Consider the following 15,528-nt stretch of genomic DNA (forward strand, 5'->3'; position numbering starts at 1 on the left):
CCTCCTCCCTGGCCGCTTCTGTCGCAGCCGATGACGCGCTGGCAACCTAGAGCGGCTAACAAAACGACTGCGCTCACCGCCACCAGGCGGGCGCGGTCTGTGCTCGGCGCGGCATGTACCACTCGTACACTCCGGTTCTGAGCGCGCCGCCCGCACCCACCTGACGACCGCTCGCTACGTTTTGTTAGCCGCTCTTAGTGGCGCACGATCCACAGCGCGATCGCGCCCAGCACCAACGTGACGCCGCCAATGGCGCGCAGTTGGGCGGTGGGCAGGCTGAACAGTTGCTCGACCATGCGCTTCCAGGCGGCGGGCACGGCAAACAGCAGCAGGCCTTCGATGACGGCGATCAGGCATAACGCGGACAGAAACTCTTGCATCACCAACACCATCGCAACGTGGGAGATGCAGTGTGCCCGGTTCGGCAATCCAACAAGCCTCAGCACGTCGTAGGAGCGCACATGGGCGCGACTGGCATTACCGGGAAAGCGATCGCGCCCAGGCGCGCTCCTACAGAGGCTGGCGCTTACACGTGCGCTCTTGAGACATCGCGATGCGGCAGGCTCATGTCCCTTCGGCCGCGCCGGGGCTATATACAAAAAAACGCCCGCAGTGCGCGGGCGTTTTTGTTTCAACGCGAAGCGCTCAACGAACGATCAACGATCGCTCTTGAGGTACTGCAGGAACGGGTCGTTCTTGTCCAGCACCACCACGCCGTTGCCGTCGGTCATGGAGCCGCGATAGGCCTCAAGGCTGCGATAGAACGCGTAGAACGATGGATCCTTGGAGCCGGCCTGGCCGTAGATGCGGGCGGCGTCGGCGTCGCCTTCGCCACGCAGCTTCTGGGCATCGCGCTCGGCGTCGGCCACGATCACGGTGGACTCGCGGTCGGCCTGGGCGCGGATGGTCAGGGCCTGCTCTTCGCCTTCGGCGCGCAGCTTGCTGGCTTCCTGCTTGCGCTGGGCGCGCATGCGCTCGTAGACGTCGGTGATCACCTGGCTGTCGGTCGGCAGGTCGATCTGCTTGATGCGCAGATCGGTGATCTGCATGCCAAGGCCCTTGATGGCGCCATTGATGCCCTTGAGCTGGTTGGCGATCAATTCGCTGCGGTCGCCAGAGACCAACTGCTGCAAGGTGCGCGAGTTGATCTGGTTGCGCAGCGAGTCGGTGATGATCGGGGCCAGGCGCGAATTGGCCACCGACTCCTCACCACCGGTGGCGCGGTAGAACGCACGCACATCGGAGATATAGCCGATGGCAAAGAAGTCCACGCTCACGTCTTTCTGCTCGGCGGTGAAGTAGCGCGCCGGGGCGGTGTCCAGCACCTGAAAGCGGCGATCGAACACGCGCACCGATTCCACCACCGGCAACTTGAAGTGCAGGCCGGGCTTGAGGTCGGCACGCACCACGCGGCCCAGGTTGAGCACCATGGCGGTCTGGTCTTCGCGCACCACGAATACCGAGCCCATCAGGCCCAGCAACACGGCGACGATCAGGCCGATGACTAGCGAATTCTTCATTATTCGGTCCCCTCACGGCCGGTCGGACGCGGGCCGCGTTCCGGATTGCGAATGCCTTCGGCGCTGCCGCCATTGCCTTGCGGCGGATTCAACAGCACGTCCTGCGGCACCATCGACGGGATGCTGCCGTTACCCGTAGCTGTTCCGGCATTGCCGCTCTTGCCGGCATCGGCCGGCAACGGCACGTAGATGACCTGGCGGCCATCGCTGCCGATCACCTTGCGGTTTTCCGACAGCACCTTCTGCACGGTTTCCAGCCACAGCCGCTTGCGGGTGACGTCCGGCGCGCCGGCGTACTGCTCCTGCAGCAGGGTGAAACGGTCGGCGTCGCCCTCGGCCTTGGAAATCACGGCCTGCTTGTAGCCTTCGGCGCCGGTGCGGGTGCGGGCACCCTGGCCGCGCGCTTCGGGCACCACCTTGGCGGCGTAGGCCTGGGCTTCGTTGATCAGGCGCTCGCGCACCTGCTGGGCACCGTTGACCTCGTCGAAGGCCGGCTTCACTTCTTCCGGCGGACGCGCGTCGGGCAGGGTCACGCCGGTCACCGACAAGCCGGTGTTGTAGGCATTGAGCGCCGCCTGCAGGCGGTCCTTGGACGCAATGGCGAGCGGGCCGCGATTGTTGAGCACGGTGTTGAGGTCGGAGCGACCGACCTGCTCACGCACCGCACTCTGCGCAGCCTGCTCCAGCACCAGGTCCGCATTGCGCGAGCCGAACAGGTACTTGCGCGGGTCGCTGATCTGGTACTGCACGTTGAGCGAGACGTTGACGATATTTTCGTCGCGGGTCAGCACCGGCACCTGATTGCTGAAGGTCTTGATCTCGGTGGCGTTGACCTTGCGCACCGACTCGACCGGCCACGGCAGCTTGAAGTTGGGGCCGGGCTGGAGGATGCGCGAGAACTGGCCGAAGCGCAGCACCACGCCACGCTGCTGCTCGCCGATGAGCTGGAAGCTGGAGAACAGCACCATCAGCACCACCGCGACCAGGATCCAGCGCCCCACGCCGCCATCGAACAGCTCCTTCAACGGGGCGGGCAGATTGCCCCAGCCACCACCGTTGCCACCACCGCGCGGGCCCCAGGACCTGCGACGGTTGGGATCCGGGCCGTCTCCGCCCTTGTTGCCGGGTGTGTTCCAGGCCATGCACGCTCCATGATCGAGGGGCTGCGCGGGCCAGTCCCGCAGTGCCGCCGTGTTGTGTGATTCGATGATTCTACTAGATGGGGCAGACCCACCGTTTTGAAAGGCCCCAATTGGTGCATCGGCGGTTTAGCCGGTGGGGTGAATTAAGCCGGTGGCGGGGGTGGCGGGCGGCTCGGGGCGCGGTGTCGGCGCGATTTGGGGTCAAGCATCGGAGCGTGCGCGCTGGAGTTGGCAAAGGGTGATCAAGCTTCAGTACTGCAACTATGTCCAAACGGCACCAGCAGCACAGCTGGCTTTGGCATCAACGCGAGGTGGCGCGTGGTTACCGCGATGACACGTTAGCTTGTGGTCCTGCGCAACGAAGACGCCAACTTCGCTCGCATCGCGCCAACGCACTTACGCAGTCGGCGGTTCATCTTTCTGGTTGAACACACGCTCGATCACTTCCAGCAGTTCGTCTTCGGAGAACGGCTTGGTGATGTAAGCACGCGCGCCTTGGCGCATGCCCCACATGCGGTCGGTGTCCTGGTCCTTGGTGGTCACCAGAATCACCGGAATGTGCTGGGTGGTCGGTTCGCGCTTGAGCGTGCGCGTGGCCTGAAATCCATTGAGGTTGGGCATCACCACATCCATCAACACCAGATCCGGCAGCGAGGACTTGGCCGCTTCCACGCCGGCAGCGCCATCGGTTGCAGTGATGGTTTCGTGCCCCAGCTTCTCGACGATGCGCTGAATCCCCAGCAGCTGCGACGGCGAGTCGTCGACGATCAGAATGCGAGCCATGTGTTTCCCCTAGTGTGCGCGGCGAGTGTAGTGCGCCGGCCGCGCTTACGGTAGCTGGGCCCAGGACAGGCGCTGGATGCTTGGCTAGGCTGTTGCGATGTGCGATTTGGCGGCACGTTGTTTTTCGTCGCGGGCCGCTGCTGGCGTACTACGTCAGATAGGGCGCAGTTGGATTCAACAACCTCGCAGATGGTCGTTGGTTGATGCTTCGCTTTCTTACCGTACCCTCACCCCAACCCCCGCTCCGCGCCCCGGCCCGCGCTAGCAGCGCGGGCGCTCCACGGCACGCGCGCCAGTGGCGCGCAAGCAGCGCCTTATCGCCCCGGCGGGAGAGGGGCTTTGATCCCTTCTCCCGCCGGGAGAAGGTAGCGCGCAGCGCCGGATGGGGAGGGGCTTCTTCTCGCTTGCGCTGTTTGGTCCAACTCACACCGTCTCGCCGAACGCCTTGGCCAGGTTGCGGTACGCCTTCTTCTGCGCATCGTCGGTGGGCGCCGGTGCAAGAATCTCCAGCTCCACGATCTGGTCGCCCGGGGTGGTGCCCGGCAAACCGCGGCCGCGCAGGCGCAACTTGCGGCCGGCGTCCGATTCGGCCGGCACCTTCAACTCCACCGACCCACCCAGGGTCGGCACGCTGATGGTGGTGCCCAGCGCGGCCTGCCAGGGCGTGACCTGCAAGGTGTACAGGATGTTGCGCCCGTCCACCTCGAACTGCGGGTGCGCAGCGTATTCGATCTCCAGCAGCAGATTGCCGCCGCCATTGCCCTGCCCGCTCAGGCGGATCACCTGGCCGGGCTGGACGCCCTTGGGCACGCGCACGTCCAGCTGCTTGCCGTTGATGGTGATGCGCACGCTATCGCCCGCATACACCGCTTCCAGCGGCACCGCCAGCTTGGCGCGGGTGTCGCCACGCGTTTGCGGGCCGGGACCTGCGCCAGGACCGGCACCCGGGCCACGCGGACGGCCGCCGCGCTGGCCGGCAAACAGGCTTTCGAAGAAATCGCTGAAGCCGCCGCCGGCGCCGCCGTTGCCGAACACTTCCTCGTACTCGTAGCCCTGCCCGCCGTTGTAGTTGGGCGGGGCCTGGAACTCGTCGCCCGGGCGGAAACCCTGCGCCTTGAGCTGGTCGTAGGCCTTGCGCTTTTGCGGGTCGCGCAGCGCCTCGTAGGCTTCGTTGATCGCCTTGAACTTGTCTTCCGCGCCGGCTTCCTTGCTCACGTCGGGGTGGTACTTGCGTGCGAGTCGACGGTAGGCCGTCTTGATCTCCGCATCGCCCGCGCTCGGCTCGACGCCCAGCGTTGCGTAGTAATCCTTGAATTCCATCTAATCACCTCTGGAAAAAAACGGCCCGCAGCCAAGGCCACGAGCCAGTCATATCGCAGCCGGGCGGGCAACCGCACCTATTCTACGGTGCGGTTGCCGCCGGGGAGCGAAGCCAATGACTTCGCTCCAGGTTCGTCGCCTTACTGCACCGTGCCGCCGCTGGCGTCCTGGCCGTTGCCGACCTGGATACGGCGTGGGGTGGCTGCCGGGCGCTTGGGAATGCGAATTTCCAGCACGCCGTTGTGTCCGGCCGCGGTGATGCCGTCCGGGTCGGCACTGTCGGGCAGCGCGAAACGGCGGTGGAAGCTGCCGTAGCGGCGCTCGATGCGCGAGAAACGCTCGGTCTCGGTGCTGGACTCGCTGTTGCGCTCGCCCTTGATCGACAGGATGCCCTTGTCCATCTGCACCTCGATCTGGCTCGGGTCGATGCCGGGCAGATCGGCGTACAACACGAAGTGGTTGGGCTCTTCCTTGATGTCCACGCGCGGCACCCACTGGGCGGTCACCACCGCCGATTCGTCGGTGTCGCCGTTGTGCTCGAAGAAGCGGTCGAACACATGCTTGATTTCGTTTTGCAGGGCGTGGGTGGGCCACTGTGGATAACGAACGATGTTCATTGCGAGCCTCCATTAGGTTGGGTGAAGGGCCGGCCGCTCCGGCATGCGCCATCGCGCTGGCCATGTGCGTCAGATAGGCGTCGCGTTGCGGATTTCAAGCGTGTTGACGCGCTTTTCCCTTGCCCTTTTCTAGAATTCGTTCAGCCACAGGAGCACATCGCATGACCATCCACGTTGGTGACCGCATTCCCGAAATCGTGCTCAAGCGCTTGCGTGAGGGGATCGAAGCAGTCGATACCCATACCTTGTTCGCAGACCGCAAGGTGCTGCTGTTCGCGGTGCCGGGCGCGTTCACCCCGACTTGTTCGGCCAAGCACCTGCCGGGCTATGTGGAGCACTTCGAGCAGTTCCGCAAACGCGGCATCGAAGTGCTGTGCACCGCCGTCAACGACCCGTTCGTGATGCAGGCCTGGGGCCGCAGCCAGCTGATCCCCGACGGCCTGCACATGCTGCCCGATGGCAATGCCGACCTGGCCCGCGCACTGGGCCTGGAAGTGGATGCCAGCGGCTCGGGCATGGGCCTGCGCTCGCGTCGCTACGCGCTGTATGCCGACGATGCGGTGGTGAAAGCCCTGTTCGTCGAAGAACCCGGCGAATTCAAGGTGTCTGCAGCCGATTACGTGCTGCAGCACCTGCCCGATTGATGCATTGATTCCCCCACCCACTCAGAAGGAAAACGGCCAGCCATGTCTACCCAGCCAGCCAAGCAACTCCCCGCCGGTATCACCGACACCGCCACCTTGCGCACCCGCGCACGCCAGAGCATCGAAGACGGTGCCGTCACCGAGAGCTACCACGCCGACCGCGAGGCGGTGATCGACCTGCTCAACACCGCACTGGCCACCGAATACGTGTGCACGCTGCGCTACTACCGCCACTACTTCATGGCCAAGGGCATGCTTGCCGACGCGGTCAAGGGTGAGTTCCTGGAACACGCGCAGCAGGAACAAGCGCACGCGCACAAACTCGCCGAGCGCATCGTGCAACTGGGCGGCGAACCGGACCTCAACCCGGACACGCTGACCAAGCGCTCGCACGCCGAATACAAGGAAGGCACCGACCTGCGCGACATGGTGCGCGAGAACCTGATCGCCGAACGCATCGCCATCGACAGCTACCGCGAGATGATCGATTTCATTGGCGACAAGGACACCACCACCAAGCGCATTCTCGAGAGCATCCTGGCTCAGGAAGAAGAGCATGCCGACGAGTTTGCCGACATGCTGGAAGGCTGGATCGGCGAGTGAGGTGATGGTGGTTGATGCCTCAGTGCATCGCAACCTGCATTGATATCGCGTCGTAGCGTCGTTTGGGTGCGGTCAAAGGCTCAGATCAAAAGCTCAGGTCAAAAACCTGGTTAGTCGAGGGCGCGGTGCCCTCGCCACTTGCGGGACACGCCGCAAGTACGTCCATGTAGGCTCGGTGGCGGCATCCATGCCGCCACACGGTCCCGCAAGCGGTGAGGACACCACGCCAGAAAGTTAGTCGGCTGCTTTGTTGAAAACATGCACACCGACCATCTCCACTGGTCCTTGCCCGCCCACCGTCGCGGGACCTTACGCGGCATGGATGCCGCGTAAGAGCCTACAAGGACGTACTTGCGGCGTGTCCTGCGATGGTGGGCGGGCAAGGGCCCTGCGGCCAAACCACAGACCAGCCGCTCTAGAATCTCTGCTTCAACGCAACACCCGAAAGCGCACCTGCGTCCAGGCGCCATCGCTAGCCATTGCCGTCAGCGTATGCGTGCCGATGTCTTCAAAATCGCGTTGAAATCCCTGCCGGCCATTGGTCTGTGCAATCCAGCGGCCGTCGAGCAACCAGTCGATGCGCGCGTCGCTGCCCAATGCGCGTAGTTGCAAACGCACTGGGCGCGCGGTGGCGTTGGCGCGTGCCAACGTGGCGCGATCGCTCAGGCCGTCGATGCGCAACACGCCACCACCGGTCATGCGCCCATCGGGCAGACAGTCCGGCGCGAGCGGCGGCAATTGCGCGGCACCGCGTTCGGCTGCGCTGAGCCAGGGCGAGACCAGTGCCGGCCAACGCGCCACCGTGCGTGGCTCACGCTGATGCGCCTGGCTGCACTCTTGCGACAGCCGCTGACCGCTGCGCGCATCCACATCGAAGTGCAGTTGGCCGCTCTGCCATAACCGCGCATCGCGTTCGGCGAAGGTGGGCGGTACTGCGCCATCGAGCGCGTACGCTTCGGCACGTCGCGCGCATTGCGCCGGTGGTGTGCGATCGGCCGCGCCGCCGAGCGGCCAGCAGATGTCCAGCGCCTGCACATTGGCCGGCATCGGCACTGGCGCGCTATCGCCGGCACTGCGCGGCAACGCATCGATGACTTCGAACATCAGCGGCAACGCGGTGACCGCACCGTACTGGCCCGGCAGCGGCGTGCCATCCGGGCGCCCCACCCACACCCCGACCGTGTAACGGCGCGTGCCGCCGATCGCCCACGCATCGCGGTAGCCGTAGCTGGTGCCGGTTTTCCACGCCACACCCGGGCGCGCGGCGGTGTCGAAAGTGCCGCTGCCATACCCGGGGCGCGGATTGCTTTGCAAAATCTCGCGCACGATCCAGGCCGCGCCCGGCGACATCAGCCGGCGCTCGATGCGCGCATCTTCTGGCGTGTAGCGCACGTGCCCGGCAATCCCGCCGCGATTGAGCGCGGCAAATGCGCCCACCAGTTCCTGCAATTGCGCACCGGTGCCGCCCAGAATCAATGCAAGCGACGGCGTACTGCCATGTGCAAACCGCAAACCGATCCCGGCATTGGACAGCCGCGCAGCAAACCGCGCCGGGCCGATACGATCGAGCAGATCCACCGCCGGCACGTTCAACGACAGCCGCAAGGCCGTCGCTGCGCTTACCGGCCCATTGAAGGCCGCATCGAAATTGCCGGGACGATAACTGCCAAAGCTCTGCGGCGCATCCACCAACAAGCTTTCCGAATGGATCAACCCATCGTCCAGCGCCATGCCGTACAAAAATGGCTTGAGGGTGGAACCGGGCGAGCGCCAGGCCTGCACCATGTCCACATGCCCGAGCCGCTTGCGATCGCCGAAGCTGGCAGACCCCACGTACGCGCGCGCTTCCATGGTTGCGTTGTCCACCACCAACAAGGCGGCCGAGGTGCGCTCGGGCAGTTGCGAAAAATACGTCGCGACGCGTTCTTCCAGCGTGCGCTGCAATTCCACATCCAGCGTGGTGACGATGCGCGCCGCACGCGGTTGCGCGCTGTGCAGGCGCTGCGCCAGCAGGGCCGCATGCAACGGCGGCTTGAGCGACCGCGTGACCACCGGTTCGATCCGCGCATCGTCCACCTGCGCGCGCGACCACACGCCCAGTTCCACCATGCGATCGAGCACCTTGTCGCGTGCGCGTTGCGCAGCTTCCGGATGGCGATCCGGGCGCAGGCGGCTTGGCGATTGCGGCAGCACCGCCAGCAACGCGGCCTCGGCCTGCGACAAGGCCTTGGCCGGTTTGCCCAGATATGCCCAACTGGCCGCTTCCACACCTTCAATGGTGCCACCGTAGGGCGCGCGCTCCAGATACAACGTGAGAATCTCGCGCTTGCTCAAGTGCGCTTCCAGCTGCAGCGCGCGCAACAATTGCTTGGCCTTGCCCCACGGCGTGCGCGTATGCGGATCCAGGATGCGCGCCACCTGCATGGTCAGCGTCGAACCACCGGAGACGATGCGCCCCTGCCCGATCCACTGCCCGCCCGCCCGCAGCAGACCCCATGGATTGACGCCCGGATGGCGCCAGAACCAGCGGTCTTCGTAATTCAGCAGCGCCTGCAGATACAGCGGTGACACGCTCTGCGGCGTGGCCGGATAGCGCCACACGCCATTGCGATCGGCGAATGCACGCAACGGCGTACCGTCGCGTGCGACCACCAGCGTGGAGGTGTCACGGGATTTGGGCAGCGGCAGTGGGAAGGCCAGGTCCAGCAGCAGCAAGGCAGACAACAAGGCCACTGCGCTCCAGCGTAGCCACGTCAACAAGCGGCGGTGGCCGCGTTGGGCCACATCATCGGTGCCAGCGACGCGTTCCTGCGTCCTCTCGGTCCTTGCCTGCGCTTGCTGCTGCTCATCCATCTTGCGAAGCATGCCGGGCAAAATGCATTTCGGCCACTCTTGCGCGCCGCGCATCGGGTGATCAGCTCACCTGCGCACTCCTGAATGACGTAATGACGAACGCGCTAGTTTGCAACGTCTGCACGCAGCGAGCGAGACGGCGTTACAAACAGCCGCAGCAATCCCATCGCCAGGAATACCGCAGATAGCCGCAATGCCATGCCGAGCCAGCCACTGGCGGCCGAATCGGACACCGCAAAGACCGTCCAGGCCGCATTGAGCGAGACATGCAGCACCCAGCCGCTCCAGATCGTGTAACCGTCCTGCGCGTCCACAATGGCAAACAACAGCGCGCCGATGCCGGTGATGGCGAAGATCAATAAGGCGTCGCCGCCTCCGCCGCCTGCCCCGAGCCAATGCACGCCGCCGAACACAACCGCCTGCACCAACGCGGCGATCGCCGGACGCCAGGCCAGCGCGCGACAGGCAAAGACGAAACCGAAACCACGAAAGACGATTTCTTCGGCCAGCGGAAACAGCAGCGCCAGCCACAGCAGGCCAAGCAGATCGCCGGTGCCGACCGAGGTGGATTGCGTCCACAGCCCAAGCCAGCACGGCAGTGTGGCCAACAGCGTCAGCGCCGGGCCGCGTAAACCGTTCCAACGCAGCCCCAGACGCGCTGCGATCTCGCCTGGCGTGCCAGGATGCAGCAAGGCCGCTGCGACCAGCACAACCACCACGCTAAGCAGATTGTCGGCAATCCCGCCGCCGTAGGGCACGGGAATCTTGGGGATAGGCAGGCCGACGAGCTTGGCCACGTCGCGCACCTGCAGTGCGATCAGCAGTACCAATAACCAGACAAGATGCTTGGTGAATCGGCGCTGCGGCGTATCGAGCGGCATGCAGACGTCCTTGCGTCCAGAGGCGCTGACTATAACGGCGGCGGCGAGATCGCCGCAGTGTCATGGGTCATGCATGCCGTGCGACGCCAGTCGTCTCCGCGGCGCGTCTGCCGCTTGCACCGGCTGCAGCATGCAGCCTTGTAGCGCGCTTAGCGCTTCTCCAACGTGGCGCGATAGCGCAACAAGGCTTCCGGCGCATCGGTCTGGATGATCGATACGCCATCGCGGTACAGGCGGCCCCACACCTTGTCAGGGTCGCGCTCGGCATCGGCGTCGCCGCCGTAGCCGGCGATAAAGCCTTCCCATAGCGAGTTGACCATCAGCCGCACGTTGTGCGCCTTGCTCACGGCGACCAATGCCGGTAACTGCGCTGCCGACATCTTGGGCAACTCGAACGCGGCCGGACGCGCGTTGCGCGTCTGCGCGGTGGCGATCGCGGCCAGGTCGGCATTGCCATGCGCGTTGATCAGGATCGGGAAGAAATACACCTTGTCGAACGGCAGCATCGCCGCCAGCGGCGGTGTGGCAATGCCGGCTTCGGCCTTGACGATCACCTGGTGCTGCATGCCGGCGCGTGCGACCGCGTCGACCACCTGTACGTAGATCGCATCCTTGACGTCCAGATTGAGCAGGATGTGGCCCTTGGACCTGGCCAGCATCTGATCGAGCGTGACCACGCGTTGGTCGGTCAGCGGTGCCTGCGCGCCGCCTTCGTCGCTGCGCAGGCGCAGCTTTTGCAAGTCGGCCAAGGTCAGCTCGGAGAGCTTGCCGGTGCCATCGGTGGTGCGGTCCATGGTGGCGTCGTGCAGCATCACCAAGGTGCCGTCGGCGGCGCGCCGCACATCGGTCTCCATGACGTCGGCACCGATGGCGATGCAGCGCTCCAGCGCGGCCAGCGAGTTTTCCGGCGCGGTGTCTTTGAAACCATGCTCCGGTGCCGGCGCGTGGCAACCGCGATGGGCCACCACCACAATGCCGCCCTTTGGATTGGTCAGCCGGGCCTGGATCGCGGCCACACCGGTGGGCGCTGCGCTTGCAGTGGTGGCGAGCGCCACGCACAACATCGCTGCGAGGGCGGCAACAGAACGTAATGTCATCGAACGACTCCGCTTGAATGTGATTGACAGAATGACAGCGCTTCGTCGGGCGGCGCGGCCGGTGCGTAATGCACGCTGCGGCAGCTAGCGCGCGTGCGCTGCACGACCACCACTGAGCCGGTACTCGCCTAACGACCGCTGGCGACGCGCCATTCGCCATGCTTAAAACGTCGGCGTAAAACGCAGCCCGAACCAATAGGTGGTGGGCACCGAGTAACTGTCCTTGAGCAGATTCTGTCCGGGACCGGTCACGCTGGTGATGCGGCTGTGGGTGAGGTTGCTGACCTGACCGATCAGGCTGAGTTGCTTGCTGATCGCGTAGGTTGCAGTGAAATCGAGTTGCGAGCGCGGCGACCAGTACAGATCCTGCCAATCGATATTGCTGACGATGGCACGCAAGGCCTTGCCCTGACGGTTGTAGGCCGCGCGCAACTCCAGACCGCCGGTGTTGTAGAACAGCGTGGCATTGGCGGTGTAATCGGGCTGGCCAACCAGGTTGTCGAGCTTGCGCTCACGCTGGGCCGCGTTGCTACCGCTGCCAACGCTATAGGGCACATCCAGGCTGCCATCGAGCACCGCGAAGTTCGCACTGAAGCCGACACCGCTCAGCCATGGCGCGATCGGCGCCAGGGTGTTGACGATACCGTTGAATTCCACCCCGCGGATGCGCGCCTTGGCGGCGTTGGCCGGCGTGCTGATCAAGGCATTGGCATACGTGGTGCCGTCGAAGGTGAAGCTATCGGTGCGCGAGAGGGTAAATATCTCGTCCTGGATGCGCTTGTCGAACACCGCTGTGGACGCGAACGCGTCGAAATCGCCGGGCAGACGCCATTCCAGTGACAGATCCAGGTTATTGGACACACGCGGCTTGATGTCCGGGTTGCCGATGGTGACGGTGACGCCTTGCGCATTCGGATTGCCGGCATCGGCGGTGTTGACGAAGCCGATTGAGGTGCGCGCCGCATACGCATCGTACGGCGGGCGACCGAGCGTGCGGCTGGCACCGGCGCGCAGGTCCAAGGCATCGGTCAGGTGGTAGGTCATGATCGCCGAAGGCAGCAGATAGTCGTAGTCCGCATTGGTCGGGTTATCGACATACACGTAGCGATTGGTCGCGGTGTCCAGCTGCCGCTGGCGGCCGACGGTGTTGAGCTTGGTACTGTCGAAATGCAGGCCGCCCTGCACGTTGAAACGCTCGCTGCGATAGCTGACCAGGCCATAGCTGCCGAAGGTTTTTTCGGTATGGGTGAAGTTGTCCTGATTGCTGAACGCCTGCTGGTCGGTGCTGTTGAACGCGCTCAGCGGCGTTGCAGCGAGCACGCGGCTGGCCTTGTCTGGATCGATGGTGATCAGGTTCAGGCCGGCATAGCGCATCGGCGCCCTGCCGGTGCCCGCCACATCGGCCAGGCCGAACGCCGGCGCGCTGGTGTTGGGCTGATATTCGACGCGATAGATGTCGTAAGACGGCTTGTCGGTGGTGTACGACACGCCGGCTGCAAAGCCGATGCCTTGATCGCTTTCGCCTTGATTGAAGCCGTAATCTAGCCGGCCGGTGAGGATGCGATCGGCCGCAGTACGTTTATAGTCCGGGCGCCAGTACGACAGGCTGTAGTTGTCCAGGTTGTTGTAGGCCTGCGGCGACACCCCGAAGCGCTGATCGAAGCCGGAGGTGTCGTAGTTGAACGCATAGTTGGGCGTGGCGTTGATGGTCACACCGCTGCCGGTCTGGCCCACCGGCACGGGCGCGGCGCGGGTGATGCCGGTGGCGTACTTGATCATGCGGATCGGCTCGTCGTAGGTCGCATCCGACCACGCGCCGCGCGCCGAAAACTGCTGCCGATCGGTGGGCCGCCAGATCGTGCCCAACTGCGCCACCTTGGTGCGCGTGGTGACGATCTGGTTGGAATAGCCCACCTCGATATCGCCACCGGGATAGCTGCCGGAGGTGGCGGTCTGATTGAACACCTGGCCACGGTTGCGCGGGTCGATAAGGACCTCGTTGCGCTGCATGTTGTCCTTGAAATAGTAGTAGCCGGCCATCGCATAGGCTTCCAGCGCAGCACTGGGATGCACCTCGAACTTGCCGGTGACGCCGTAACGGTCGCGCTGATTCTGCACGTACCAATACTTGTCCTGTTGCGGCACCGCCCAGCCATTGCCCAGGTTGGCCCCGGTCTGCAGCACGCCGTTGTTGTCGTAGAACCCGTAGTGCACCGTGTCGGTGGTCATATGGGTTTCGGTGTAGCTGCTCAGCGTCTGGTAGTTGGCCGACAGCGTGAAGCCGTATTGCTGTTCGCTGCCGAAGGTGCGGCTGCCGGTGGCATTCACGCGATACCCCGGGTCGTCCTGATCGCGCGGCTTGCCGACATCGTTGGCGTGGCCGAGCGCGGCTTCGGCACTGAAAAAGGGCTTACCGCCGTTTTCGAACGCGCTGCGCGTCTTGAGGTTGATCGCGCCGCCCGTGGCGTTGGGGTCCAGATCGGGCGTAAAGGTCTTGACCACCTGCAACTCGCTGACCATCGAGGCCGGCAGCAGATCCAACCGCACGCCACGGGTGATCGAGCCGAGCGTGCCGTTCGGCGTACCGGGGGACGCGATGGTCAGCCCATCGATGGTGACGTTGTTGTAAGACGGCCCCAGGCCGCGCAAGACCGGTGTGGCCGCTTCGTCGCGCGGGTGCTCGTTGTCGGTCGCCGGCAATACCGACAAACCGGGCACGCGGCGTAATGCTTCGACAATGGTGCTGTCCGGCAAGGCGCGCACATCGGTGGCGCTGATGACGTCGGTGATATTGGTCGCCGCGCGCTTGCTTTCCACTGCGGCGGCGTTGGCACGACGCACGCCGGTGACCTGCATGGCATCGAGGGTTTGCACGCCGGGTTTGCTGTTGGGAGGTGCGTCGGCGTTGGTTACTTCGCCTTGTGCCGATGTTGCCGATGTTGCCGATGAAGGCGATGCAGCAGGATCTACGGAATCTGCAGATGCATCTAGCGACGATGGAGAACGTTGCTTTGCCGTCGCAACTTCAGCATCGGACGTGGTTGCCTCGTCAGTATTAGCCGTAGCTGTATCTCTAAGTGTAGGTGTAGGTGTAGGTGCAACTACACTCGCTGATGCGCTCGCGGTCGTGGCCATAGCCGCAGAAGACGTTTGAGCTGCGGCGTCGGCCGGCATGGCTGCACGCTCATTGGCGCATGCCTGCAAAGCTGGCGAACATGCCGCAATGGCCACGGCGAGAACGGACAAGTGCAAACGGTACGAATCGGAGCGCTGCATGGAATCCCGTAAGTCGCGCAGCAAGGACGCTGCGCCTGTGAGAAAGCACGCCACCGTAGCCAGTAAAAATGACCCTTGCGTGTCGCTTGCATCGCACTGAAAAGACACTGCGCAATGATGTCTCCATATGCGAAGCAGCACTTTTTCTGGCGTAGGAGCGCGCTTGCACGCGATGAGGCTTTCCCGGTGATGCCAATCGCGCGCAAGCGCGCTCCTACGGCAGCCAGATTGCATCCCAGAATGGATAATCGCCGACCCTTTCAACCAGTCCGGCGCGTAGCGGATTGGCGATAAGGTAGCGAGCCACGCTGCGCAGATCGTCTTCCTTGCGCAAGGCACGGTCGTGGTAGGCACGCGCCCAGACCGCCTCGCGCATCCCGCGTTGCCTGTTGACCGCACGCGTGCTTGCTGCCTTCATGCATGACACCGTTCGCGCCAGTGGCGTCACATCTCCCAACTGCACCAGCCAATGGACATGGTCCGGCATCAGTACCCAAGTAAGTAACGTGGCATCTTCCGGCAGGGCGGCGATGAATGCGCGGCACGCCGACGCGGCCAGCTGAAAATCGTCGAACACACGTCGCCGCTGGCAGGTTGTGACGGTGAGTAGATAGCAGCAATTTGCAAGCGAGCGCCGGCCACGACGTAGCGCGCGGTGTCCTGGTGAAATAGAGCTGAGCATCGATGCATGCTGGCCCACCCATGCAAACGCTTGCATCGGAGTCGGACGCTCGCGTCGGTGAGAAAACTCCCGAAACGTAGGAGCGCGCTTGCGCGCGATGGGGCATTACC

The 15,528-nt window shown here is 64.3% G+C and carries 13 protein-coding genes and 1 other RNA gene; 3 read left to right on the forward strand and 11 right to left on the reverse strand.

The window, feature by feature from the left end:
• The first annotated feature begins 113 nt into the window (after positions 1-113).
• A non-coding RNA gene (locus tag AC1KVG_RS04935) (sX9 sRNA) lies at positions 114-190 on the forward strand.
• 4 nt (positions 191-194) lie between these two features.
• On the opposite strand, the gene AC1KVG_RS04940 is transcribed toward AC1KVG_RS04935, so the two are convergent.
• The 6 genes from AC1KVG_RS04940 to AC1KVG_RS04965 all read right to left on the reverse strand — a co-directional run bounded on the left by AC1KVG_RS04940 (position 195) and on the right by AC1KVG_RS04965 (position 5,382).
• A complete protein-coding gene (locus tag AC1KVG_RS04940) occupies positions 195-380 on the reverse strand; it encodes a DUF2065 domain-containing protein (protein WP_043907774.1) in 186 nt (61 codons plus the stop codon).
• A 276-nt stretch (positions 381-656) separates the two neighbouring features.
• Complete coding sequence (gene hflC, locus AC1KVG_RS04945; RefSeq protein WP_481093684.1) at positions 657-1,520, reverse strand: protease modulator HflC; 864 nt, start codon at positions 1,518-1,520, stop codon at positions 657-659.
• Positions 1,520-2,662: an FtsH protease activity modulator HflK gene (hflK, locus tag AC1KVG_RS04950; protein ID WP_481093685.1), complete on the reverse strand. Its 1,143-nt coding sequence runs from the start codon at positions 2,660-2,662 to the stop codon at positions 1,520-1,522. Before hflK ends, hflC begins: the two co-directional genes overlap by 1 nt.
• Positions 2,663-3,058: 396 nt before the next feature.
• A complete protein-coding gene (gene pilH / locus AC1KVG_RS04955) occupies positions 3,059-3,445 on the reverse strand; it encodes a twitching motility response regulator PilH (protein WP_481093686.1) in 387 nt (128 codons plus the stop codon).
• 423 nt (positions 3,446-3,868) lie between these two features.
• Positions 3,869-4,765 (reverse strand): DnaJ C-terminal domain-containing protein, encoded by an 897-nt coding sequence (locus AC1KVG_RS04960; RefSeq protein ID WP_023902977.1) that lies wholly within the window; start codon positions 4,763-4,765, stop codon positions 3,869-3,871.
• Between the two features lie 140 nt (positions 4,766-4,905).
• Positions 4,906-5,382, reverse strand: coding sequence for an Hsp20/alpha crystallin family protein (locus AC1KVG_RS04965; RefSeq protein WP_023902976.1), 477 nt, complete (start codon positions 5,380-5,382; stop codon positions 4,906-4,908).
• A 161-nt stretch (positions 5,383-5,543) separates the two neighbouring features.
• Here AC1KVG_RS04965 and AC1KVG_RS04970 point away from each other — a divergent pair, with 161 nt between their 5' ends.
• Entirely contained in the window at positions 5,544-6,026 is a 483-nt protein-coding gene (locus AC1KVG_RS04970; protein ID WP_023902975.1) for a peroxiredoxin, read from the forward strand.
• A 42-nt stretch (positions 6,027-6,068) separates the two neighbouring features.
• Positions 6,069-6,629: a ferritin-like domain-containing protein gene (locus tag AC1KVG_RS04975; protein WP_006451904.1), complete on the forward strand. Its 561-nt coding sequence runs from the start codon at positions 6,069-6,071 to the stop codon at positions 6,627-6,629.
• A 429-nt stretch (positions 6,630-7,058) separates the two neighbouring features.
• On the opposite strand, the gene pbpC is transcribed toward AC1KVG_RS04975, so the two are convergent.
• The 5 genes from pbpC to AC1KVG_RS05000 form a co-directional block, all read right to left on the reverse strand.
• On the reverse strand, positions 7,059-9,482 hold the full coding sequence (pbpC, locus tag AC1KVG_RS04980; RefSeq protein WP_481093771.1) for a penicillin-binding protein 1C: 2,424 nt from the start codon (positions 9,480-9,482) through the stop codon (positions 7,059-7,061).
• 104 nt (positions 9,483-9,586) lie between these two features.
• On the reverse strand, positions 9,587-10,363 hold the full coding sequence (locus AC1KVG_RS04985) for a CPBP family glutamic-type intramembrane protease (protein WP_481093687.1): 777 nt from the start codon (positions 10,361-10,363) through the stop codon (positions 9,587-9,589).
• A gap of 149 nt (positions 10,364-10,512) precedes the next feature.
• A complete protein-coding gene (locus AC1KVG_RS04990; protein WP_481093688.1) occupies positions 10,513-11,460 on the reverse strand; it encodes a glycerophosphodiester phosphodiesterase family protein in 948 nt (315 codons plus the stop codon).
• Between the two features lie 162 nt (positions 11,461-11,622).
• Positions 11,623-14,595 carry a TonB-dependent receptor gene (locus tag AC1KVG_RS04995; protein WP_481093689.1) on the reverse strand — a complete coding sequence of 991 codons (2,973 nt, stop codon included), beginning with the start codon at positions 14,593-14,595 and terminating at the stop codon, positions 11,623-11,625.
• A 355-nt stretch (positions 14,596-14,950) separates the two neighbouring features.
• Positions 14,951-15,418 carry an REP-associated tyrosine transposase gene (locus tag AC1KVG_RS05000; RefSeq protein WP_481093772.1) on the reverse strand — a complete coding sequence of 156 codons (468 nt, stop codon included), beginning with the start codon at positions 15,416-15,418 and terminating at the stop codon, positions 14,951-14,953.
• Positions 15,419-15,528 lie beyond the last annotated feature (110 nt).

Source organism: Xanthomonas sp. NCPPB 3959, from assembly GCF_056675575.1.